A 21,555-nucleotide genomic window follows, 5' to 3' on the forward strand; every position below is an offset into this window, starting at 1 on the left:
TCGCTCCGATCTTATTGTGCGGCTTCGTTATCGAGAAGGTCGGCCAGATTCTCCAGGCTGGCCTGCTGGGATCGGCCGAATGCCTTGGTGACAAGCGGGTCTGCCATTCTGCCGAACACTCCGCCAAGGCCACTTTCGCTGTCGAGTCGATAGGTGACGCGCGTGCCCTTCTCGACTTCCTCGCACGTTGTGGTCAGCGTGAAAGCGACGGGGCTTTTGACAGACTTTGCCGAACTTCGCTTGGGCGCATCGTATTCCGTGAACTCGGCGGTCCAGTCGATGCGCTTGCCGAGTATTCGGCTGGCTCCCTGCCAGCGGGTCCCCACTCCTATCGGGCCGTCCGTGATCTGCCGGGATTCGACAATCGAGTTGTCCCAGTTCGGCCAATTCTCAGCGGTGCTGAGGTACTGAAAGACTTCTGGAACCGGGCGCGAAACGATTACTGACTGCTCAACTGTAGGCATCGTAGCTCCTCCGAATTTGCTTGTGGCAAGGTATTTTTCGGGTGCGGTGATTTCGATGCGAGGGACCCGCGGGTACACGTGATACGTGTTGGTACCCACAACTCATTGTCCGCTTGCACTGTGGCTAAGTACAGAGTCAGAGCCAGTTGTTTCGGCGGAACAGAAAGAACAACCCGACGCATACCGACGCGATGAACACCATCACCATCGGATATCCGTATTGCGAACCCAGTTCCGGCATGTTCTCGAAATTCATGCCGTAGATGCCGGCAATTCCGGTCGGTACGGCCGCGATAGCCACCCATGCCGAAATCTTGCGCATGTCGGTGTTCTGCTGCACCGCGATCTTTGCCAGAGCAGCGTCCACGAGCGAACTCAGTACTTCGTCGTACTCGGAGATGCGTTCGGAGACGATGGTGTGATGGTCTCGGACGTCGCGGAAATAGCGTCTGATCTCCTTGGGGACCAACCCGCCTGCGGGTTGTGTCAGTTGCAGGAGTGGCATGCCGAGCGGGGTGACCGACCGTCGAAGTTCGACGATTTCCCGTTTCAGCAGGTAGATGTGCTCAACCGCCACACTATTACGTGGGTTGAACACCAACTCTTCCATGTTGTCGACGTCCTGCTCCACCAGTTGTGTCACCGACAGGTACGTGTCGACGACGTGGTCGGTGATGGCATGGAGAACGGACCACGGTCCCATGGCGAGACGCTCGGGTAGCTGTTCGAGGGCTTTGCGGACACTCGCCAGTTCGGAATGGTCACCGTGCCGAACAGTGACGACAAAGTCCGGACCGACGAACACCATGATCTCGCCGGTCTCCACGATTTCGTTAGCCGTCTCCACGGAATCGTGCGGAACGTAGACAACGGTTCGAAGGACGAGAAACATGACGTCGTCGTAGCGTTCGAGTTTGGGTCGCTCGTGTGCGTGGACGGCATCCTCGACCATCAACTCGTGTAGGCCGAAAGTCTTTGCCACGTCCTGCATTTGGGATTCGTCGGGAGCATGGATCCCAACCCAGACGAATCCCTTTCCGCGTCGGCGCACTTCATCGAGAGCGGCGTTGTGAGTGAACTTTCCCGGGAGCCTGGTGCCGTCCACGTACACAGCACAATCCACAATGGCACGAGCTGCGGGGACGGGAATCCTCGGCAACGGTGGCGGAGCTGATTTGCCGTTCGACCAGTTCGGTAGTGACGGCACTGTGTCTACTCCCTCCGCAGATAGGCGAAGCGCACTATTGCTGCCGCGCAATCGTACGTCAGGATCTCAGGCAATCGACCGGAGCGAGATGGTCTTGCGGATTGCTGACAGACTGGAGCGGTGCGAATAGACCTTCACACCCACTCAAACGCATCAGATGGCACGGACACCCCCGCCGAACTGGTGCGCGCTGCTGCCCACTCCGGACTCGACGTTGTCGCGCTCACCGATCACGACACCACCGCCGGCTGGGCGGAGGCGGAGCGCGCACTGCCTGCCGGGCTCGGACTCGTCCGTGGCATGGAAATGTCGTGCGAAGGCGAAGGTGAGGACGGGTGGCCGGTCGCGGTGCACCTCCTGGCGTACCTGTTCGACCCGGACCACCCCGAGTTCGCCAAGGAACGCGAGCGGCTACGCGGCGAACGGGTCGAAAGAATCCGCACGATGGCGACTCTGATGGCCCGCGACGGGCTGCCGATCGACCCGGACGAAATCCTCGCGTCGGCTGGTCCTTCTGTGGGGCGTCCGCACATCGCAGCGGCTCTGCTGCGGGCCGGCGTGGTCTCGAGCATCGGTGAAGCCTTCAAGGACTTGTTGGCAACCCGCGGGCGCTACGACGTCCCGAAATACGACACGCCGATCGACTACGCCGTTGAACTGGTCGCAGCGGCCGGGGGAGTGACGGTGATCGCTCACGGTCGTGCGCGCACCCGTGGTCGTGTTCTCGCTCTAGGCCACATTCGCGATCTGGCGGCCTCCGGACTCGGCGGACTCGAAGTCGATCACCCGGATCATGCGCCCGCAGATCGGACTCTCCTTCGCGGACTGGCCGGCGAACTCGGCCTCGCGGTGACCGGATCATCGGACTACCACGGAGACAACAAGACGATCGACCTCGGCGACGAGCTCACCGACCCCGCCGACTTCGAGGAATTGATGTCGGCGGCAACAGGCGTCGAGGTGCTGAAACACTGATGTTGGACACGACGCTCTACCTCACGGTTTTCATCACTCTCTTTGTCATCATGGACCCGCCCGGAGTCATTCCGGTGTTCCTGTCCCTGGTCGGCCGCAAGGACCGTGCCGACCGTAATCGCGCGGCGTGGCAGGCCCCGGCAGTGTCACTCGCCGTTATTTCCGTCTTCGCGGTCGGCGGGCAGGCAATCCTCAACTATCTGCACATCGGAATACCCGCGTTGCAGGGCGCCGGCGGATTGCTCCTTCTGCTGATCGCTCTCGAACTACTCACCGGCAAGACGTCCAACCGTCCGCAGGGCGCCGACGACGTCAACGTGGCCCTGGTTCCGCTGGGTACGCCCATGATGGCCGGCCCCGGCGCGATCGCCGCGGTCATCGTCTTTGTCGCCCAGGCAGACGGTGACGCGGCGTCGTACTTTGCGATCGCCTTGGCGATCATCTCGATTCATCTCGTTCTGTTCATAGTGCTGCGATTCTCGACCGCATTGATCCGTGTGCTCGGTGTTGGCGGAATCTCGCTGCTGGCCCGCATCGCAGGTTTGCTGCTTGCCGCCATCGCCGTTCAACTCATCGCGGAGTCCGTCCGCGGATTCATCACGGGAGCGTAGATCGTGACTTACGACAACAACGGTTACGACAACAACAGCTACGACGCATACCGGGACGACAATGCCTACGACAACTCGTACGACTACGACGACCGCTATGACGATTACTACGATGCTCCGGACACCAAGCAGTGGGCGTTGATTCGTGGTCTGCGTGCGCTCAGTGGGACCGTCGCGGCTGGAATCGTTGTTCTCACAGTCGTGGTGATCGCGTCGGCGTATCTGGGAGGCAATCGGGGCTTTCCCGGACCGGGCACCACATCGATCACCGCGCACATCGTGGCGTCGGTAGTGGCGCTGGTCGCACAGATCTTCTGTGACCGTCGCCGCGGCGTTGCCGCAATAGCCGCGTCCGTGGTTGTGCTCGTAACTGCCGGGGTGCTGCTGGTGACGCAGTGGTGGGGTTAGGGACCGAAGGATTTGATTGTGATCGCGCGCAGGTGGCAAACTGGAGGGACTTCGTAGGCGGCGCCACAGCCCGGCCATGAAGAAATTGCATGGATCTGCCAGGGCTCACCCGCCCAACACCATGACGCTTCGGATGTATTGCGGCCAACTTTCTTGCGCACCCGAATGCTCTTCTTCTCTGCAGTTGTTCACGGAAGAAAAGACTCTGACCGTTGCTAACGTTCTGTTTCGGCCGTCAGATCACTACTTCCCAGTAACCCAGCCCCGAGTGCGGCTGGTCATATCAGGAGTGTCATTGTGTCCCTTGTGACTGAAGCCATCAACGTACCCAAGGTCGAGCTGACCGACGAAGAAATCTTTGCCGCTCACGTCGGTGGCAAACTGTCGGTCGAGACCACCGCGCCGCTCGATACGCAGCGCGCTCTGTCGATCGCGTACACGCCGGGTGTGGCTCAGGTGAGCCGCGCCATCGCCGCTGACGAGACCCTTGCCGATCGCTACACGTGGACCAACCGACTGGTTGTCGTCGTCAGTGACGGCACGGCGGTTCTCGGTCTGGGCGATATCGGACCCCGCGCATCGTTGCCCGTCATGGAGGGCAAGTCCGCTCTCTTCAAGAGCTTTGCCGGACTGAACTCCATCCCGCTGGTGCTCGACACCACCGATCCCGACGCGATTGTCGAGACCCTGATCCGTCTGCGTCCGAGCTTCGGCGCGGTCAACCTCGAGGACATCTCGGCGCCGCGCTGCTTCGAGATCGAAAAGCGGGTCATCGAGGCACTTGACTGCCCCGTCATGCACGACGATCAGCACGGCACCGCGATTGTGGTTCTTGCTGCGCTCAAGGGCGCCGTGAAGGTGCAGAGCCGCGACATCACCACGCTCAAGGTTGTCATCTCCGGTGCGGGTGCAGCGGGTGTCGCGTGTGCGAACATTCTGCTCGCCGCCGGTATCAGCGATGTCGTCGTGCTCGACTCGAAGGGCATCATCTCGAGCGAGCGCAGCGACCTCAACGAGATCAAGGTAGAGCTGGCGTCGCGCACCAACCCGCGCAGTGTCCACGGCGGTGCCGTCGAGGCTTTGGCCGGAGCGGACGTCTTCCTCGGTGTCTCGGCGGGCAAGATCCCCGAGGAGCTCATCGCGTCGATGGCTCCCGAGTCGATCGTGTTTGCGCTCTCGAACCCGGATCCGGAGATTCACCCGGAGACCGCGTCGAAGTACGCGGCGATCGTGGCTACCGGCCGCAGTGACTTCCCGAACCAGATCAACAATGTGCTTGCCTTCCCCGGTGTGTTCAAGGGCGCGCTCGACGCCGGCGCCCGTCGCATCACCGAAGGTATGAAGCTCGCTGCCGCCGAGGCGATCCTGTCGGTGGTCGGCGACGAGTTGGCCGTGGACAAGATTGTTCCGAGCCCACTCGACCCTCGCGTGGCGACCGCAGTTGCGGAAGCCGTCGCGGCCGCAGCGCACGCTGAGGGCGTGACCAGCTAAGAGGGACTCCTCGAAAGCCCCGATCGAAACCCGCACACAAGGTTTCGGTCGGGGTTTTTGCGTGGGCAGCTACACGCGTGCGAGGTTCGGGGTGCGTCGCAGTCTGCCGGTTCCCGGGACGGAAGCCCACACGACCAGTGCAAGTACGCCGTCCACGACAAGCGCAACCACCGCGACCAAGATTGCGCCGACAACAACGCGGTCGTACTTGTACAGCGCGATTCCGTCGAAGATGTACCGTCCGATGCCGCCCAGATTGACGTAGGCGGCAACAGTCGCGGTCGCGATGACTTGCAGTGTGGCGTTTCGGAGCCCACCCAGAATGAGCGGAAGCGCATTGGGAACCTCGACGCGTAGCAGTACTTGCGTCTCGGTCATCCCCATTGCGCGCGCCGCGTCGACGACGTCACGGTCGACACTGGCGATGCCGGCATACGTTCCGGCTAGCAATGGCGGAATGCCGAGGATGACCAGTGCGAGGATCGGGGGCATCACTCCCAGTCCCATGAGCAGGACGAGGAACGTCAGCAAGCCGAGCGTGGGTAGTGAGCGCAGTGCGTTGACAAGACTGACCACCACGATCTGACCGCGTCGTAGATGCCCGATGATCAGGCCGATCGGGACCGCGATCACCGCGGCGAAGGCGACGGCCAGCAGGCTGTACCAAAGGTGCTGCAGGATTCGGGTGCCGATTCCGGTGTCGCCGCTCCAGTTGTCGGGATTGGTGAGGTACTCCCAGGCGCCGGTGAAGATACTCATACCGGCTCACCTTCGGCCGTGACGATCGCGGGGACCTTCGATGCGGACGGAGTTCTGGTCCACGGGGTCAGGAACCTGCCGAGCAGATACAGGATCAAATCGAGGGCCAGTGCCAGGACCACGATGGCGATGATGCCGGCCACGATCTGGTCGGGGTAGTCCCGGTCGTAGCCCTGTTTGAAGAGAACTCCCAGACCGCCGATTCCGATCAGCGAGCCCACCGACACCAGCGAAATGTTGGTCACCGCAATCACTCTGACATTTGCGATCAGAACCGGCAGCGCAAGGGGAAGTTCGACGGTCAACGCCCGGCGCAGCGCGGTGAAGCCGATGGCCGTCGAGGCATCGATGACGTTGGCGGGTACCGAATCCAATGCTTCCGGGACCGCGCGGACGAGCAGTGCGGTGGAGTACACACTGAGCGCGATGATGACATTGAGCGGATCGAGTGTCTTGAGTCCGAAAATCTGCGGGATGGTGACAAACAGTGCCAATGACGGAATGGTGAACGCAATGCTGGCCAAGGTCAACGTGATTCGGCGCAGCCATCGGATATTCCGAATTGCCGTGCCGACGGGAAGGGCAATGACCAAGCCCACCGCCAACGGCACCAGTGCGAGATACAGGTGTGTTCGTGTGTAATCCAGAACCGTCGAGAAATTGTCGATGAGCCAGCGCACGCCGCTACACCCCGAATCCTTCGGTGAAGGCGAGTCGATTGCGTTCCTGGTCCTCGCGCCGACGTTGCTCGGCCAATTTGGCCACAACCTCGGAGCCCAGAATGCCGCCGATCACCGCACCTTCGGCATCCACGGCAACACCGATTCCGGACGGTGACGAGATGGCCGCGTCGAGCGCCTGCCGAAGATCGCCGCCCGGGCCGAAGAGAGAGCCGCCGGCTGACGTCGACTGTGCCAGAGTGTGTCCGGCGCGTATGCCCTCGACACCGGTGACATCGATCCAGCCTAGGGGTGAACCGGACTCGCTGACAACGAGCACCCATTCACCCAATTCGAGTCTCAGGGATGTCAGTTCCAACTCGGTGGCCGTCCGGATGGAGTGCAGCGGCACCTCGTCCGCGCTGCGGAAGGACAGTCCTCGATATCCGCGATCACGTCCGACAAAACCGGCCACGAAATCCGTAGCCGGCGCGGCCAATACGTCGCGCGGCGCCGCCACCTGCTGCAGTCGACCGCCCGGGCCGAAGACCGCGATGTGGTCGCCCAGTTTGACGGCTTCGTCGATATCGTGCGTGACAAAGACGATGGTCTTCTTCAGTTCGCTTTGCAGGCGCAGCATTTCGGTTTGCAGGTCCTCACGAACCACCGGATCGACGGCGCTGAAGGGTTCGTCCATCAACAGAATCGGCGGATCGGCAGCCAGCGCGCGGGCGACACCCACTCGCTGCTGCTGCCCGCCGGACAACTGCGCCGGGTAGCGCGTCGCCAGTGACGGATCGAGACCCACGCGTTCGAGAACACCCAGTGCGGCTTTACGTGCGGCGCGGCGAGATTCACCCCGCAGCACCGGAACCGTTGCGACGTTGTCGACGACGGTCCGGTGCGGCAACAGCCCGGCATTCTGGATGACGTAGCCGATACCGAGTCGCAAGGTCACCGCGTCGGTCTGCGAGATGTCGCGGCCGTCGACGCGGATTGTGCCCGACGTGGGCGTGATCATCCGGTTGATCATCCGCATCGACGTTGTTTTGCCACACCCGGACGGACCGACGAACACCGTGAACGACTCGGCCTCGATGGTGAGATCGAGTCGATCAACTGCGGTGGTGCCGTCCGGGAACTGCTTGGTGACTCCCTCGAAGGTGATCACGTGGGTTACGAGACCGGCTTGTCGAGGCCCTGCGCCGAGATCCACGCCTTGGCTGCTGCGGCCGGTTCCGTCTTGGCGTCGCCGGACACCGCCACGTTGAGATCGAGCAGTTCCTCGGTGGTCAGCTTTGCCGAGACCGCGTCGAGGACGGCTGCGAGCTTGTCGGACGATGCCGATGCGCGCAGCACCGGCACGACGTTCTGGGCGGGGAAATTGTTCTTCGGGTCTTCGAGGACAACAAAGTTGTTGGCCGGAATCGACGCCGACGTCGTGAAAATGTTTGCGGCGGTGATGTCACCGGATGCGAGTGCCTTGACCGTTGCCGGGCCACCGCCGTCCGCGATCGGGACAAAATTGGAGGCCGAGATGTCGAGTCCGTAGTTTGCCTTCAACCCGGGCAGGCCGACGGGGCGCTCCTGGAATTCGGCCGGCGCGCCGAACTTGACCTCGGCGGAATGCGGCGCCAGGTCGGCGATGGTCTTCAGGTTCCACTTGTCGGCCGTTTCCTTGGTGACGACTACGGCATCTTTGTCCTCCGCCGACGCGGGCGTGGTGATGGCCAATTCGCTACCCAATGCCGCCGGCAGAGCCGCCAGGACGTCCTCGGAACTGGTCGCGGTGGCAGCGGGATCGAGATACTGCAGAAGATTGCCCGTGTAGTCGGGGATGAGGGTGATCGAGCCGTCCTTCAACGCCGGAATGTAGGCCTCGCGGCTACCGATGTTGAACGAAGTGGACACGTCGAAACCGTTGACGCGAAGTGCTTCCGCATAGATGTTGGCAATGATCTCGGACTCGGTGAAGTTTGCCGAACCCACGACGACGGTGTTGGGGTCCGAACTGCTGTCGCTGTTGTCACTGCTGCCACACGCAGTGAGCGCAGCGAGTGAGAGGACAGTTGCCGCTGCTACGAGCAGACGGCTGGAACGAAATCGTGAGGTGCGCATGTGCGTCCTTCCGTGTTTCGGGCGTCGACAACCATTCCCGTCACCCGAGTGTCACTCGAGTAGGACTGGTTACCGCGCATCGCCAGGCAAGTGTAACGATAGGTACCGACAAGGCACGGTATTCGATCAGTGGGAACGGAATGTGAGGGTTCGGTGCTATCTGCACGCGCGAGGTATTCGACAGTTGTTGCAGCAGTGCTGGTCCTGCCCGTTCTGACCGGATGCAGCACCAGCGATTCGGTGATAGGGAACGACGCCGGTGCCCCGACCGAGCAGGTAGTCGTGGCGTCGGGGGAGTCGGTGGAGGGTTCGGTCCTGGCCGAAGTGTACGCAACCGTGTTGGCGTCGTCGGGGGTGCCAAGTCGAGTCGAGGAACTCACCGGCGGACGGTCGGACGCACTTGCTGCGCTCGATGCCGCGCGTGTGACGTTGGTACCCGAGTTCACCGGTTCGCTACTGACTTACTACGAACCGCAGAATCCGGCCCGCGCCGCCGACGACGTCTTCGAAGCGTTGAGTCGTTCTCTGCCTGAGGGTCTTTCGGTTGCAGACTATGCAACCGCAGAAGACCGGGCCGTCGTGGCGTTGGGACGCGATTCCGCATCGGGGACTCAGTCGCGCACCCTCGGGGCATTTGCACCCTCGTGCGCTTTGACCGTTGCCGTTGTATCACCACGGTTTATCGAAGATGGTGCACTGGAACAATTAGCGGAAGGCGCTGACTGTACTTTTGCGCGCGTCGAGCAATCGGCAGCCGACATATCGGACACTGCTGCGACCGAACCCACCGCCTTCGGAACTACGACGCTCTCGCCTCTGGCTCAGTCAACCGCTGTCACAGTGCTGGCCGATCCGGATCACATCCTGGCTGCGCAGAACGTCGTTCCACTGTTTCGGACCGGTGCATTGAGTGATCCCGCAGTCAAAGCGCTCAGTGTTGTTGCGGGTGAACTGTCCACGACAGACCTTGCCGCGATGATCGACCAGGTCCGACGCGGGCAGGCGACGCCGTCAGCGGTGGCGCGATCCTGGTGGGACACCCGTCAATGACTGGCCGCATCGGCTGAATTGTCCGCTGCCCTGGCTCCGTGTGATTCCAGGAATTGCCCCAGATCGGCTACCGCGTCGGCGGCTTCGGTGACCAGCGACGCCTGGGCGTGCGCGACATGCCACAACCGTGCGTATTCGACCAGTGACACGTCGACGCCGGCCGCGGTGAGTTTGTCTGCGAACTCCACGACCTGAGGGTAGAGGACTTCGCCCGATCCGATGTGAATCCTTGTGGGCGGCAGTGTTTCGAGGTTTCCATGTATGGGTGCGTAGCCGGGATCTGTGCGGTTGCCGTGTCCGAGGTAGGCGTCGGCGGCGTCGAACGACCAGCCGGTGTTGACGACCAGATCGGCTTTCTTCCCGGCGCTGCGATCCCCGGGATCCACCCAGGGTGAGATCAGTGCCAACGCCCCGGGCTGTACGCCGTGACGCTCGATGAGGCGAAGTGCCGTTGCGACCGCCAAACCGCCGCCGGCGCTGTCACCGGCAATGGCAACCTGCTCGGGCCGGTAGTCGAATTCTGTGATCAGTTGCATGTACGCCGCTGCGGCGTCGTCGAGCGCTGCGGGATAAGGATTCTCGGGAGCGAGCCGGTAATCCAACGTGAAGACAGCGCGGGAAGATTCGCGTGCCAGATGTGCTGCCAGGCTGCGGTGTGTGCTCAGCGAGCCCAGCGTGTAGGCGCCGCCGTGCAAGTAGAGCACTGCCGACGGGCGTTCGGTTGCTCCGACCGTGATCCGCTCGGCGGGTCGGCAGGCGAGTTCCAGCGGACGCACAACGGCGCCCGCTGGAATCTGCTGCAGGGGAGCTCCGGCCTCGAGCAGTAAACGCTGAACCCGATACGGCAGTCGCGAGTTGAAGGCCAGACGGAAGTACGGCTTCAACAAGAAAGCGACAACGGGTAGCGGAAGGGTGAACGTGCTCACCGGCAGGGCTCCTGACTGTGTGAAAGTGGAAAGCTCAGTGGGACTTGGGCATCACGCGGCCGGCGATGGTGGCCACGACGCGTTGGTATCCCGAACCGACCAGGCGGACCCAGGCGTCGAGTGCGATGGCGTCCATGCCGATGAGGACGCGTGGCTTACCCTTGCGAACCCCGTTCACGATGGTCTTGGCTGCATCCTCAGGAGTGGTGCGCGCCAACTTACGATCGAAGAACTCGGAGAATGACGCGAGGTCCTCGCCAGGTCCGGCAGTGGCGTTGCGCGCGATGGCCGTCTTGATTCCGCCGGGGTGCACGCAGGTCACCTTCACCGGGCTCTTGGCGATCAGCATCTCCTGGCGCAGTGACTCGGTGAAGCCGCGAACTGCAAACTTTGCCGAGTTGTATGCACTCTGACCGGGCATCGACAGCAAGCCGAACAGGCTCGAGATGTTGATGATGTGGCCGTCGCCGGATGCGATGACATGCGGCAGGAATGCTTTGGTGCCGTTGACAACTCCCCAGAAATCGACATCCATGACGCGTTCGAAGTCCTTGAATTCGGACTTCTCGAAAGTGCCGTGGTACGCGATACCCGCATTGTTGTAGATCTGGTTGATCTTGCCGAAGTGGGCGGCAACCGCGTCGGCGTACTCGAGAACCGCTTCGCGCTGGGTGACGTCGAGGTGGTCCGACTTTACCTGGGCACCAAGAGCTTCCACGAGGCGGGTGGTCTCGGTGAGGCCGACGGTGTCGACGTCGGAGATCGCCAACTTCGCACCCTGCCCGGCCAGGTTCAGTGCGAGTGCGCGGCCGATACCCGATCCCGCTCCGGTGATGACAACAACCTTGCCAACAAAATCACTCATTGTGCTACTGCTTTCTCGTCGTCGAGGTCGATCTGTGATGTGGTTCCGGTGCCGACTGCGCCGAGATCGGACGTGGCGACGCTACGGTACGCCGCGAGGTCGAAATGCTTGGTGGCATTGCGGAACTGGAAGGTGAAACCGGGCCACAGGGTGGTGTTGTTTCCGTGCTTGTCCATGTACCAGCTGGCGCAACCGCCGTTGTTCCAGACGCTCTTGGACATCGCTGCCTGCAGGTCATTGTTGTACTTTTCCTGCTTGTCGCTGCGAACCTCGATGGTGCCGATGTCGTACTTGTCGATGGTGGCGATCGCGTCGACGAGGTAGTTGAGCTGCGATTCGATCATGAACACCATGGACGAGTGGCCGAGACCGGTGTTGGGGCCGACGAGGAAGAACATGTTGGGGAAGTTGGCAACGGCTGCGCCCTTGTATCCCTGCATGCCGGTGTCCTCGAAGACCTCGGCGAGCGAGCGTCCGTCCTTGCCGAAGATTCCCGCAAAGGTGGGGGAGTCGGTGACGTGAAAACCCGTGGCCACGACGATGGCGTCGATCTCACGCGTGGTTCCCGTCTTCGACACGATGCCGGTGGCGGTAACTTCCTCGACTCCTTCTGTCACCAGGTCGACGTTGTCCTGGGCAAGGGTGGGGAAGTAGTTGTTGGAGATCAGCATGCGCTTGCAGCCGATCTGGAAGTTGGGGGTGACCTTCTTGCGAAGGGCCTTGTCCTTGATCTGGGCCTTGAGATGACGCTCGGCGGCAAACTGCAGGGGCTTCATGAAGATCGGCGCCTTTGCCAGGCCGACAACCTGGGTCTCGCGCATCCAGTAGATGCCGGTGCGGCACAGCTTCTGGAAACCGGGGAGGTACTTGAACGCGAGGTGCTCGATCTTGGTGTACTCGCGATCTGCGCGGGGCAGAATCCACGGCGCGGTGCGCTGGTACACGTCGAGCTGTGACACCTTCTTGCCGATGGCCGGGACGATCTGGATGGCCGACGCTCCGGTGCCGATAACGGCGACGCGCTTGCCGGTCAGGTCGGCGTCGTGGTTCCAGCGTGAGGAGTGGAAGATCTCGCCCTTGAAGCCGTCGATGCCCTTGATGTCGGGGAGGGCGGGCTCGCACAGAGCGCCTACAGCCGACACGACGATCTTGGCGACAAACTCGCCCTTGGTGGTGGAGACCTTCCAGTGTGCGCGATCGTTGTCCCAGTGCGCGGAGAGAACGTCGCAGCCGAAGATGTGCTTGTCCAGTACCTTGTGACGGTTTGCGACGGACTGGATGTACTTGTAGATCTCGGGCTGAGTGGAGAAGGAACGCGTCCACTCGGGGTTGAGTGCAAACGAGTACGAGTACAAATGCGACGGCACGTCGCACGCAGCGCCCGGGTAGCTGTTGTCACGCCAGGTTCCGCCGACGTCGTTGCCTCGCTCGACAACTACGTAGTCGGTGATCCCGGCCTGCGCCAGTTTGATGGCAGCGCCGAGACCGGCAAAACCGCTGCCGATGATCAGCGTGTTCACGTAGCGCGTATCCGCGGCAGATGCTGAAGTATCTGTAACTGGGAGACTCATGTATGGAACGATATGCCGTTGTTGACGAACGGTCAATAGCTTATTGACGTTTATTCAGTAGTCTGTCGATTATGGACGGAGCCAAGCGCACGCGACTGAGTCCGGACGAACGCCGAGCGCAACTGATCGACCTCGGCGCTCGCATGCTCGCCGAACGGCCACTCGAACAGATATCGGTCGAAGACATTGCCGATCAAGCCGGTGTCTCCCGAGGCTTGCTGTTCCACTACTTCGCGTCCAAAAGCGAGTTCCACCTAGCGATAGTCCGGCACACCAGCCAACAGATGCTCGCCCGAACCGAGCCAATCGAAACCGATGATCCGATCGCGACATTACGGTCGGTTCTGGCATCGTACGTCGATTACGTCACTGAAAATCGCACTACGTATGTCTCGTTGTTGCGGGGAACCGCCAGCGGAGATCCGCACATGCGAGAAGTGTTCGAACAGACCCGCGACGTCATGGCGGCGCGAACTCTCGATCAGCTACCCACCATCGGGTTGCCGAGAACACCGCAGGTCGAGCTGGCAGTACGAGGCTGGATCGCGTTTGTCGAGGAAGCAACCATCAGCTGGCTCCGATCCCCGGCAATCAGCCGCGAAGAACTCATCGAGCTCACGGTGAACGCTCTGCCCGCTCTTGCGTCCGCTGCCGCAGGGCTGACCGTCACGCCGGAACTGCTGCGATAGCACCGGCGAACAGAGAAAAGGCCGGGCCTCACACTCCGTACGGAATGTGAGGCCCGGCCCCTACTTCAAGAAATCAGTTGGTCGGCAGGAATGCCTCGTCGAGGATTTCCTGCTGCTCGACGGCGTGAACCTTGCTCGAACCCGAGGAAGGTGCAGACATCGAACGACGCGAGATGCGACGGATACCGCTCAACGTGCCGGGCAGGAGTTCCGGCAGAGCCAGGCCGAGGAACGGCCATGCGCCCTGGTTGGCCGGCTCTTCCTGAACCCAGCGGTACTCGGTTGCATTCGGGTACCGGTCCAAGGTTTCCTGCAGGCGACGCTTCGGCACCGGGTACAGCTGCTCGACGCGCACGATGGCGACGTCGTTGCGGTTGTCCTTGTGCTTCTTCGCCAGGAGCTCCCAGTACAGCTTGCCGCTGACCAGCAGAACGCGCTTGACCTGATCGCGCGACTCTTCGCCGCTCTCGATGTTCGGCTCTTCGAAGACAGACCGGAACTTGCCGGTGGTGAAGTCTTCGACGTTGCTGACCGCAGCCTTGTTACGCAGCATCGACTTGGGCGTGAAGACCACCAGCGGGCGGCGGATGCCGTCGAGGTGATGGCGACGCAGCAAGTGGAAGTAGCTTGCCGGGGTGGACGGAACGGCAACCGTCATCGAACCCTCGGCGCACAGCTGGAGGAAACGCTCGATGCGGCCGGACGTGTGGTCGGGGCCCTGTCCTTCGTGGCCGTGCGGCAGAAGCAGCACGACGTCGGAGAGCTGACCCCACTTGGCTTCACCCGAGCTGATGAACTCGTCGATGATGGTCTGCGCGCCGTTGACGAAGTCACCGAACTGCGCTTCCCACAGCACAAGAGCGTCCGGGTTGCCCACGGAGTAGCCGTATTCGAAGCCCAGACCCGCGTACTCGGTGAGTGCGGAGTCGTAGACCATGAACTTGCCACCGTTGCCGGCGTTGGCAGCGATCTCGGCGATCGGGCTGTACTCGTTGCCGGTCTTCCGGTCGATCAGCACAGAGTGACGCTGCGTGAACGTTCCACGCTTGGAGTCCTGACCCGCAAGGCGAATCAGTGCGCCCTGCTCGGCCAGCGAACCGAACGCGAGCAACTCGGCGAACGCCCAGTCGACGTGACCCTCGCGGGCCATTTCGCGTCGCTTCTCCGCGACAGGCTTGACACGCGGGTGGGTGGTGAAGCCCTCCGGAACGTTGACAAACGCGTCGCCGATGCGCTCGAGAACGTCGGGAGCAACAGCCGTCGTGAGGCGAGCCGGGGGAGTCTGGTCGAGTTCGACGGACTCCGACGGTTCGGGCTGGAACTTCTCGAGCTCACGGACCTCGTTGAAGACCCGTTCGAGCTGGCCCTGGTAGTCGCGAAGTGCGTCTTCGGCTTCCTTGAGCGAGATGTCACCGCGACCGATGAGGGACTCGGTGTAGCTCTTACGAACGCTGCGCTTGGTGTCGATGACGTCGTACATCGCCGGCTGGGTCATCGACGGGTCGTCGCCCTCGTTGTGACCGCGGCGGCGGTAGCAGATGAGGTCGATGACAACGTCCTTGCCGAACTTCTCACGGAAGTCGACAGCCAGCTGAGCAACCCAGACACATGCCTCGGGGTCGTCGCCGTTGACGTGGAATACCGGTGCGGCGATCATCTTCGCGACGTCCGTGCAGTACTCGGACGAGCGTGAGTGCTCCGGTGCGGTGGTGAAACCGACCTGGTTGTTCACGACGATGTGCACGGTGCCGCCGGTGCGGTATCCGCGCAGCAGCGAGAGGTTCAACGTTTCCGCGACAACACCCTGACCGGCAAATGCCGCGTCACCGTGAAGCATGAGCGGGAGAACGGTGAAGCCCTCTTCGCCCTTGTCGAGGATGTCCTGCTTGGCGCGAACCAGGCCTTCGAGAACCGGGTCGACGGCCTCGAGGTGCGACGGGTTGGCCGTCAGGGACACGGCGATGTCGTTGTCACCGAACATCTGGATGTAGGTGCCCGAAGCGCCGAGGTGGTACTTCACGTCGCCGGAGCCGTGAGCGGCGGCCGGGTTCATGTTGCCCTCGAACTCGGTGAAGATCTTCGAGTACGGCTTGCCGACGATGTTGGCCAGCACGTTGAGGCGACCGCGGTGCGGCATGCCGATGACAACCTCGTCGAGCTGATGCTCGGCAGCCTGGTCGATGACGGCGTCCATCATCGGAATGACGGTCTCGGCACCCTCGAGCGAGAAGCGCTTCTGACCGACGTACTTGGTCTGCAGGAAGGTCTCGAAAGCCTCGGCAGCGTTGAGCTTGCTCAGGATGTACTTCTGCTGAGCAACCGTCGGCTTAGCGTGATGTCCTTCGACGCGATCCTGGATCCACTGACGCTGATCCGTCTCGAGGATGTGCGTGTACTCGACACCGACGTGGCGGCAGTACGCGTCGCGAAGCACGCTGAGCACGTCGCGCAGCTTCATCTTCTCTTTGCCGTGGAAGCCGCCGACCTTGAACTCACGGTCCAGATCCCACAGCGTCAAGCCGTGGCTGATGACGTCGAGGTCGGGGTGGCTGTGGAACTTGTCCTTGACGAACTGCAAGGGGTCCGTATCGGCCATGAGGTGGCCGCGGTCACGGTAGGCCGCGATCAGTTCGAGAACGCGGGTGTTCTTGTCGACCGCGCCTTCCGGCACGTCCTTGCGCCAGCGAACCGGCTCGTACGGGTTGCCGAGTGCGTGGAAGATCTCGTCGTAGAACTCGTCGCTGATCAGCAGGTTGTGGATCGTGCGAAGGAAATCGCCCGATTCGGCACCCTGGATGATGCGGTGGTCGTACGTCGACGTGAGCGTCATCAGCTTGCCGACGCCCATCTCGGCCAGCTTCTCGTCGCTTGCGCCCTGGAACTCGGCGGGGTACTCCATCGCGCCGGCACCGATGATGGCACCCTGGCCCTTCATCAGGCGGGGGACGGAGTGAACCGTGCCGATGCCGCCCGGGTTGGTCAACGAGATGGTGACGCCGGTGAAGTCTTCGCCGGTGAGCTTGCCTTCACGGGCGCGGCGGACGATGTCCTCGTACGCGGCGTGGAACTGGACGAAGTTCATCGCCTCGGTGTTCCGGATAGCGGCGACGACCAGTGAGCGGTTGCCGTCCTTACCGGGAAGATCGATCGCCAGTCCGAGATTGGTGTGCTCGGGGGTGACCGCATGCGGCTTGCCGTTGATCTCGGCGAAGTGGCGGTTCATGTTGGGGAACGCGTTGACGGCCTGGATGATCGCGTAGCCCAGCAGGTGGGTGAACGAGATCTTGCCGCCGCGAGTGCGCGCGAGGTGGTTGTTGATGACGATGCGGTTGTCGAACATCAGCTTCGCGGGGATCGCGCGAACGCTGGTAGCGGTCGGGATCTCGAGCGAGGCCGACATGTTCTTGACTACTGCGGCTGCCGCGCCGCGAAGAACCTTCGTCTCTTCCGCGCCGCCGGCCGGAGCCGGCTTCGCGGGAGCGGCCTTGGCGGCCGGGGCGGGCTTGGCCGCAGGCGCTGCGGCGGGCTTGGCCGCGGGCGCTGCGGCGGGCTTGGCCGCGGGCGCAGCGGCCTTCGGTGGAGCCGGGGGTGCGGGCGGAGCGGCCTTAGGAGCAGCAGGCGGAGTGCGCACAGCGGCGGGGGCGGCTGCGTTGCCGTTCGTGGCAGTTCCGTTTCCACCCCCCGTGTTCGCCGACTCCGGCGAGTAATCGGTCAAGAATTCGTGCCAACTCGGATCCACGGACGACGGATCGTCCTGGAAGCGTTGGTACATCTCGTCAACCAGCCACTGGTTCTGTCCGAATTGGGATGTAGAACTGCTGCTCACGGCAGGTGTTCGCCTCGTTTCTATTTCGGTACCCGATCAGAGCGCCTATATACATGAGATTAGCCCGAGCGTGTGACCAGCAATTGTGCGGCACACAATTTGTGATCTGTCTCACGGCGGCGCGTAATCTTTCGACTTCGCGACGCCACTCGGCGGTACAAATCTGTCACTACTGCCGTGCGACGGGGTTACCTTCGACGACAGTTCTCGCTGACAGATTATTCCCTTCGCGCGCCCTAGATGCATCCCAGAGTCTCGAGTAGTGACCATTGGCATACCGCAGGAGCGCGTGCGGGCCGTATTCAACGATACGTCCCCGGTCAACTACGACAATCAGGTCGGCACGTGCGGCCGTCGCGAGGCGGTGTGCAACAACGATCGAGGTCCTTTTCCGGGTGACCGACCGACTTGCTTCGAGGACCATTTTCTCGGTCGCGGGATCAAGCGTCGCGGTCGCTTCGTCGAGCAGCAGGAGGTCCGGGTCGACCAACTCGGCGCGCGCGAGTGCGATGAGCTGTCGCTGTCCGGCCGACAGTCCTTGCCCGCGTTCCCCGACCGGATGATTCATGCCGCCGCGCATGTCGGCGATCGCGCGCAGTGCACCGACGGCGCGTGCGGCCTGCTCGATATCGACATTCGACGCGTCAGGTCTACCGAAGGCGATGTTCTCCGCGACGCTGCCGGTGAACAGATGCGCTTCCTGCGGTACGACGCCCAACCTGTGGCGGTACTGCGATAGGTGAAAATCACGGATGTCGGTGCCGTCGACCTGCACTGATCCGCTGGTCGGATCGTAGAATCTGGCCAGAAGTTTGACCACCGTCGACTTCCCGGCGCCCGTCCGTCCGACCAGCGCCACGGTTGTTCCGGCAGGGATGTGTAGGTCGATATCGGTGAGGGCGTCGACCTCGGCGCCGGAATATCGAAAGCCGACATCCCGCAGATGAACGTCGCCGTCCAGGTGTCCGTCGAGGGAGATCAGGTCCGCGGAGTCGGCTGTTTCGATGGAACTGGGCGTCCGGAGAAGATCCCCGATTCGCTTGAGCCCGACGTTTGCCTGTTGGTAACCGTCGAACACCTGTGAGAGTTGCTGAATCGGTCCGAACAACAAGCCGAGGTACAGAACAAAGGCGATCAGAACACCCGCGGACGTCGAGCCGTCGGACACCTGACGGGCTCCGACGAAGACCACACCCGCAAGCGCGAGATCGGAGAGAAACGCGATGAACGGGAAGTACAGCGAAATTGCCCGCTGTGAACGCATCCGTGACCGGCGGTAGCTTTCGGCGCGCTCGGCAAATCGGCGTGCCGCGCCCTCTTCCCGGCGGTAGGCCTGCGCTGCCCGCAACCCGGTGATGTTCTCCTGGAAATCCGCGTTGACCATGGAGATCCGCTCGCGGGACTGGCTGTACGCCACTGCGGAGAACTTTCGGAAGATCAGGGTCGAGATGATGAGCGGCGGAATGACGGCGAGCGCCACCAACGCCAGGGTCACATCGGTGACGAGGAGGGCGATCGCGATGCCGCCTATCGTCAGGACACTCACGATTGCGGTCGACATTCCGGTCTGGATGAATGACGACAGTGCGTCGACGTCCGTGGTCATCCGGGTCATGATCCGCCCGGACAGTTCGCGCTCGTAGTAGTCGAGACCAAGCCTCTGCAGGTGTGCGTAGCTGCGGATACGTAGCCCGAACAGGACCCGCTCGCCCGCTCGGGCGGTGAGGACCGTCATCACAGCGACTATCGCCCAGCCCGCCACCACCAGCAGCGCGCCCAGTATCGCCGCGACGGTGAGAGTCCCTGAGTTCTTGTCGACAACCCCGTGGTCGATGGCGTACCGAACCAGTGACGGGAAGGCAATCGTCGCAGCGGAATCAAGAGTCAGGCACACGACGACTGCCGCCAGAATCCAGCGAACTGGACGGAGTATCCGTAGAAGTGAGAACTGCGGATCGGACTCGCGAAGTTGTGCGGTGTCGGTGGTCGGAGCCTCGCGCAGCGGTGGCAACGCGTCGAGCGCAGCCTCCAACGACGGCGTGATGGCCAGAGCACCGGCCGCACCTGCCGAATCGGCAGGCGATACCGCAGGCCACAGTTGCTCGGCAGTGGGTTCGGAGTGGTCTGGATCGAATGGTTCGATGTCGGTAAGTGCAGGGTCGATGGCTGCCGGCTCATCGCTCGAGGTGGCGAAAAGGGCCCGAAACAGTGGGCACCGCGCTTCCAACTCGTCGACCGTCCCGGAGTCGATGATCCGCCCCTGGTCGAGGACGGCAATTCGATCAGCCAGGGTCAGGGTCGATCGGCGGTGCGCAAGGATGAGAGTTGTCTGCCTCCGCCTGGCCCGGAACGCGTCGAAGATCACCGCTTCGGTGGCAGCATCGACGGCCGAGGTGGCGTCGTCGAGGATGAGGATTCGAGGGTTCACGAGTAGGGCGCGCGCGAGCGCGATGCGCTGACGTTGCCCGCCTGAGAGCGTCAGACCGCGTTCACCGACAACGGTGTCGTAACCGTCCGGAAGCGCCTCGATGAACTCGTCGGCGTGGGCCATTGCGGCCGCTGCGCGGATGTCGTCGGCGGACGCGTCCGCGCGGCCTAGGGCGATGTTGGCGGCGACGGTGTCGGAGAACAGGAACGGCTCGTCGAAGGCCAGGCCGATTGCAGCGCGGAGTTGCTCGCTGCGAAGTTCGCTGATCGGCAGCGACGCGTCGGCGCTGTCGAGACTGATGGTCCCGGACTCGGGCGCGTAGAAGCGGGGGAGCAGCAGCGACAGTGCTGTTTTTCCCGAACCGGCTGGTCCGACGACGGCGACGGTCTCGCCTGGTTTGATCTGCAGGTCGAGACCGGACAAGACACGGCGGTCGGAATCGAAGCCGAAAGTGACGTCGTCGAACGTGACCCCGAGCGGTCCGTCGGGGAGATCGAGCGGATGGTCGGGTTCGGCGATGTCGGGCCCCGCGCCGATTACGTCGTAGACGCGTTCGACGGCAGCGCGGGCGAGTTGTGCCATCACCACGACGGAGGACAGCGTGCGCGTGACCGCGGTCATCGTCACGATGTAGGTCGCGAACGCGAGGAAAGTACCGATGGTGATCTGGCCGTGGAGTGCAAGATAGCCACCGACAGCGATCACTGCCACCTGTCCCAGTTGGGGTAGTGCGGCCATCGTCGGCGTGAAACGGGAGTTGATCCGGGCGACGCGCATCCGTTCGCCATAGAGCGTTCGGCCGTGTTTCTCGAGTTGATCGATTGCTCGTTCTTCTTGCCCGAATCCCTTCACCACCCGAACCCCGGTGACGGTTTCCTCGACGTGCTGGGCGAGGTCGGCGGCGCGCTGCTGCGCCGACCAGGTGGCGGCGTAGAGGGTCGGTCGCATCAGGAAGACCACAAGCCCGACAGCGGGGATGATCGCCAGCGCGATGAGGGTGAGCAGGGGCGAGAGCCACGTCATGATGCCGATGGCCAGCACAAATTGCAGCAGGGCGCCGGCGGACATCGGGACCATCGCGAGCAGACCCTGCACGAGTTGCAGATCGGAGATCGAGCGCGAGACGACCTGCCCGGTGCGGATGTCGTCCTGCCCGCGGCCGTCGAGTCGCTGCAAGGAACCGAGCAACGCGAGTCGCAAGTCGTGCTGGACGTCGAGTGAGAGACGACCGGCCAGCATTCGTCGGCCGTACTGGCAGGCGAAGCGCACGATCGCCAAGCCGGCGATGGCAAGTGCGGTGAGTGTGATGACGGTGCCGGCGTTCTGCTCACCGGCCGCATCGAGGGCATAGCGGGTGAGCAGTGGGAAGGAAATGTCGATGGTTGCGGCGACCACCGTCACGGTGAGCGCGCCGATTGCCAGCCGGCGGTGCAGCCAGCAGGCATGGACCAGTCGGCGTATCCACCCCGGGTTGTCAGCGATCGTGTTCATCTCGATCCACGGTAGAC

Annotated in this window: 17 protein-coding genes; 6 read left to right on the plus strand and 11 right to left on the minus strand. The window is 62.6% G+C overall.

Going from position 1 to position 21,555, the window contains the following annotated elements:
- Window positions 1-11: 11 nt before the first annotated feature.
- On the minus strand, window positions 12-464 hold the full coding sequence (locus tag FEZ60_RS26530) for an SRPBCC family protein (protein ID WP_033234597.1): 453 nt from the start codon (window positions 462-464) through the stop codon (window positions 12-14).
- Window positions 465-600: 136 nt separating this feature from the next.
- On the minus strand, window positions 601-1,671 hold the full coding sequence (locus FEZ60_RS26535; protein ID WP_045069510.1) for a magnesium and cobalt transport protein CorA: 1,071 nt from the start codon (window positions 1,669-1,671) through the stop codon (window positions 601-603).
- Between the two features lie 120 nt (window positions 1,672-1,791).
- On the opposite strand from FEZ60_RS26535, the gene FEZ60_RS26540 reads away from it, so the two are divergent.
- From FEZ60_RS26540 to FEZ60_RS26555, 4 genes are all read left to right on the plus strand, one after another.
- Window positions 1,792-2,646, plus strand: coding sequence for a PHP domain-containing protein (locus FEZ60_RS26540; RefSeq protein WP_033234423.1), 855 nt, complete (start codon window positions 1,792-1,794; stop codon window positions 2,644-2,646).
- A complete protein-coding gene (locus FEZ60_RS26545) occupies window positions 2,646-3,257 on the plus strand; it encodes a MarC family protein (protein WP_045069511.1) in 612 nt (203 codons plus the stop codon). The genes FEZ60_RS26540 and FEZ60_RS26545 overlap by 1 nt, the downstream gene beginning before the upstream one ends.
- Window positions 3,258-3,260: 3 nt before the next feature.
- Window positions 3,261-3,665, plus strand: a complete 405-nt coding sequence (locus FEZ60_RS26550; protein ID WP_033234421.1) for a hypothetical protein — start codon at window positions 3,261-3,263, stop codon at window positions 3,663-3,665.
- Window positions 3,666-3,962: 297 nt separating this feature from the next.
- Window positions 3,963-5,156, plus strand: coding sequence for an NADP-dependent malic enzyme (locus FEZ60_RS26555; protein WP_045069512.1), 1,194 nt, complete (start codon window positions 3,963-3,965; stop codon window positions 5,154-5,156).
- A 69-nt stretch (window positions 5,157-5,225) separates the two neighbouring features.
- Here FEZ60_RS26555 and FEZ60_RS26560 read toward each other — a convergent pair whose 3' ends face one another.
- Genes FEZ60_RS26560 through FEZ60_RS26575 form a run of 4 tightly spaced genes read right to left on the minus strand, consistent with a single transcriptional unit; the run spans window position 5,226 to window position 8,692 of the window.
- Window positions 5,226-5,915 carry an ABC transporter permease gene (locus FEZ60_RS26560; protein WP_172937443.1) on the minus strand — a complete coding sequence of 230 codons (690 nt, stop codon included), beginning with the start codon at window positions 5,913-5,915 and terminating at the stop codon, window positions 5,226-5,228.
- A complete protein-coding gene (locus tag FEZ60_RS26565; protein ID WP_033236696.1) occupies window positions 5,912-6,595 on the minus strand; it encodes an ABC transporter permease subunit in 684 nt (227 codons plus the stop codon). The genes FEZ60_RS26560 and FEZ60_RS26565 overlap by 4 nt, the downstream gene beginning before the upstream one ends.
- 4 nt (window positions 6,596-6,599) lie before the next feature.
- Window positions 6,600-7,745, minus strand: a complete 1,146-nt coding sequence (locus FEZ60_RS26570; RefSeq protein WP_045069515.1) for an ATP-binding cassette domain-containing protein — start codon at window positions 7,743-7,745, stop codon at window positions 6,600-6,602.
- A 5-nt stretch (window positions 7,746-7,750) separates the two neighbouring features.
- Window positions 7,751-8,692 (minus strand): ABC transporter substrate-binding protein, encoded by a 942-nt coding sequence (locus tag FEZ60_RS26575; protein ID WP_141486246.1) that lies wholly within the window; start codon window positions 8,690-8,692, stop codon window positions 7,751-7,753.
- Window positions 8,693-8,845: 153 nt separating this feature from the next.
- On the opposite strand from FEZ60_RS26575, the gene FEZ60_RS26580 reads away from it, so the two are divergent.
- Window positions 8,846-9,742 carry a glycine betaine ABC transporter substrate-binding protein gene (locus tag FEZ60_RS26580; RefSeq protein ID WP_172937444.1) on the plus strand — a complete coding sequence of 299 codons (897 nt, stop codon included), beginning with the start codon at window positions 8,846-8,848 and terminating at the stop codon, window positions 9,740-9,742.
- On the opposite strand, the gene FEZ60_RS26585 is transcribed toward FEZ60_RS26580, so the two are convergent.
- Genes FEZ60_RS26585 through FEZ60_RS26595 form a run of 3 tightly spaced genes read right to left on the minus strand, consistent with a single transcriptional unit; the run spans window position 9,736 to window position 13,104 of the window.
- The gene (locus tag FEZ60_RS26585; protein WP_172937445.1) at window positions 9,736-10,668 is read right to left on the minus strand and encodes an alpha/beta hydrolase fold domain-containing protein; all 933 of its coding nucleotides are present in this window, start codon (window positions 10,666-10,668) and stop codon (window positions 9,736-9,738) included. The two genes, FEZ60_RS26580 and FEZ60_RS26585, sit on opposite strands and share 7 nt — an antisense overlap.
- 34 nt (window positions 10,669-10,702) lie before the next feature.
- Complete coding sequence (locus FEZ60_RS26590; RefSeq protein ID WP_045069520.1) at window positions 10,703-11,533, minus strand: SDR family NAD(P)-dependent oxidoreductase; 831 nt, start codon at window positions 11,531-11,533, stop codon at window positions 10,703-10,705.
- Window positions 11,530-13,104: an NAD(P)/FAD-dependent oxidoreductase gene (locus FEZ60_RS26595; RefSeq protein ID WP_172937446.1), complete on the minus strand. Its 1,575-nt coding sequence runs from the start codon at window positions 13,102-13,104 to the stop codon at window positions 11,530-11,532. The genes FEZ60_RS26590 and FEZ60_RS26595 overlap by 4 nt, the downstream gene beginning before the upstream one ends.
- 71 nt (window positions 13,105-13,175) lie before the next feature.
- Here FEZ60_RS26595 and FEZ60_RS26600 point away from each other — a divergent pair, with 71 nt between their 5' ends.
- Window positions 13,176-13,793, plus strand: a complete 618-nt coding sequence (locus FEZ60_RS26600; RefSeq protein WP_033236702.1) for a TetR/AcrR family transcriptional regulator — start codon at window positions 13,176-13,178, stop codon at window positions 13,791-13,793.
- Between the two features lie 73 nt (window positions 13,794-13,866).
- Here the strand turns inward: FEZ60_RS26600 and FEZ60_RS26605 are convergent, their stop codons facing one another.
- The gene (locus tag FEZ60_RS26605; RefSeq protein ID WP_033236703.1) at window positions 13,867-17,619 is read right to left on the minus strand and encodes a multifunctional oxoglutarate decarboxylase/oxoglutarate dehydrogenase thiamine pyrophosphate-binding subunit/dihydrolipoyllysine-residue succinyltransferase subunit; all 3,753 of its coding nucleotides are present in this window, start codon (window positions 17,617-17,619) and stop codon (window positions 13,867-13,869) included.
- 169 nt (window positions 17,620-17,788) lie between these two features.
- Complete coding sequence (locus tag FEZ60_RS26610) at window positions 17,789-21,538, minus strand: ABC transporter ATP-binding protein (protein ID WP_172937447.1); 3,750 nt, start codon at window positions 21,536-21,538, stop codon at window positions 17,789-17,791.
- Window positions 21,539-21,555 lie beyond the last annotated feature (17 nt).

Origin of the sequence: Rhodococcus sp. MS16, assembly GCF_013277795.1 — a bacterium.
GTDB lineage: Bacteria > Actinomycetota > Actinomycetes > Mycobacteriales > Mycobacteriaceae > Rhodococcus_F > Rhodococcus_F globerula.

What these genes read in the sequence shown, in the direction of transcription:
- FEZ60_RS26530 (WP_033234597.1), bottom strand. Translation starts at nt 464, where the DNA reads ATGCCTACAGTTGAGCAGTCAGTAATCGTTTCGCGCCCGGTTCCAGAA.
- FEZ60_RS26545 (WP_045069511.1), top strand. Translation starts at nt 2,646, where the DNA reads ATGTTGGACACGACGCTCTACCTCACGGTTTTCATCACTCTCTTTGTC.
- FEZ60_RS26560 (WP_172937443.1), bottom strand. Translation starts at nt 5,915, where the DNA reads ATGAGTATCTTCACCGGCGCCTGGGAGTACCTCACCAATCCCGACAAC.
- FEZ60_RS26575 (WP_141486246.1), bottom strand. Translation starts at nt 8,692, where the DNA reads ATGCGCACCTCACGATTTCGTTCCAGCCGTCTGCTCGTAGCAGCGGCA.
- FEZ60_RS26590 (WP_045069520.1), bottom strand. Translation starts at nt 11,533, where the DNA reads ATGAGTGATTTTGTTGGCAAGGTTGTTGTCATCACCGGAGCGGGATCG.
- FEZ60_RS26595 (WP_172937446.1), bottom strand. Translation starts at nt 13,104, where the DNA reads ATGAGTCTCCCAGTTACAGATACTTCAGCATCTGCCGCGGATACGCGC.
- FEZ60_RS26600 (WP_033236702.1), top strand. Translation starts at nt 13,176, where the DNA reads ATGGACGGAGCCAAGCGCACGCGACTGAGTCCGGACGAACGCCGAGCG.
- FEZ60_RS26610 (WP_172937447.1), bottom strand. Translation starts at nt 21,538, where the DNA reads ATGAACACGATCGCTGACAACCCGGGGTGGATACGCCGACTGGTCCAT.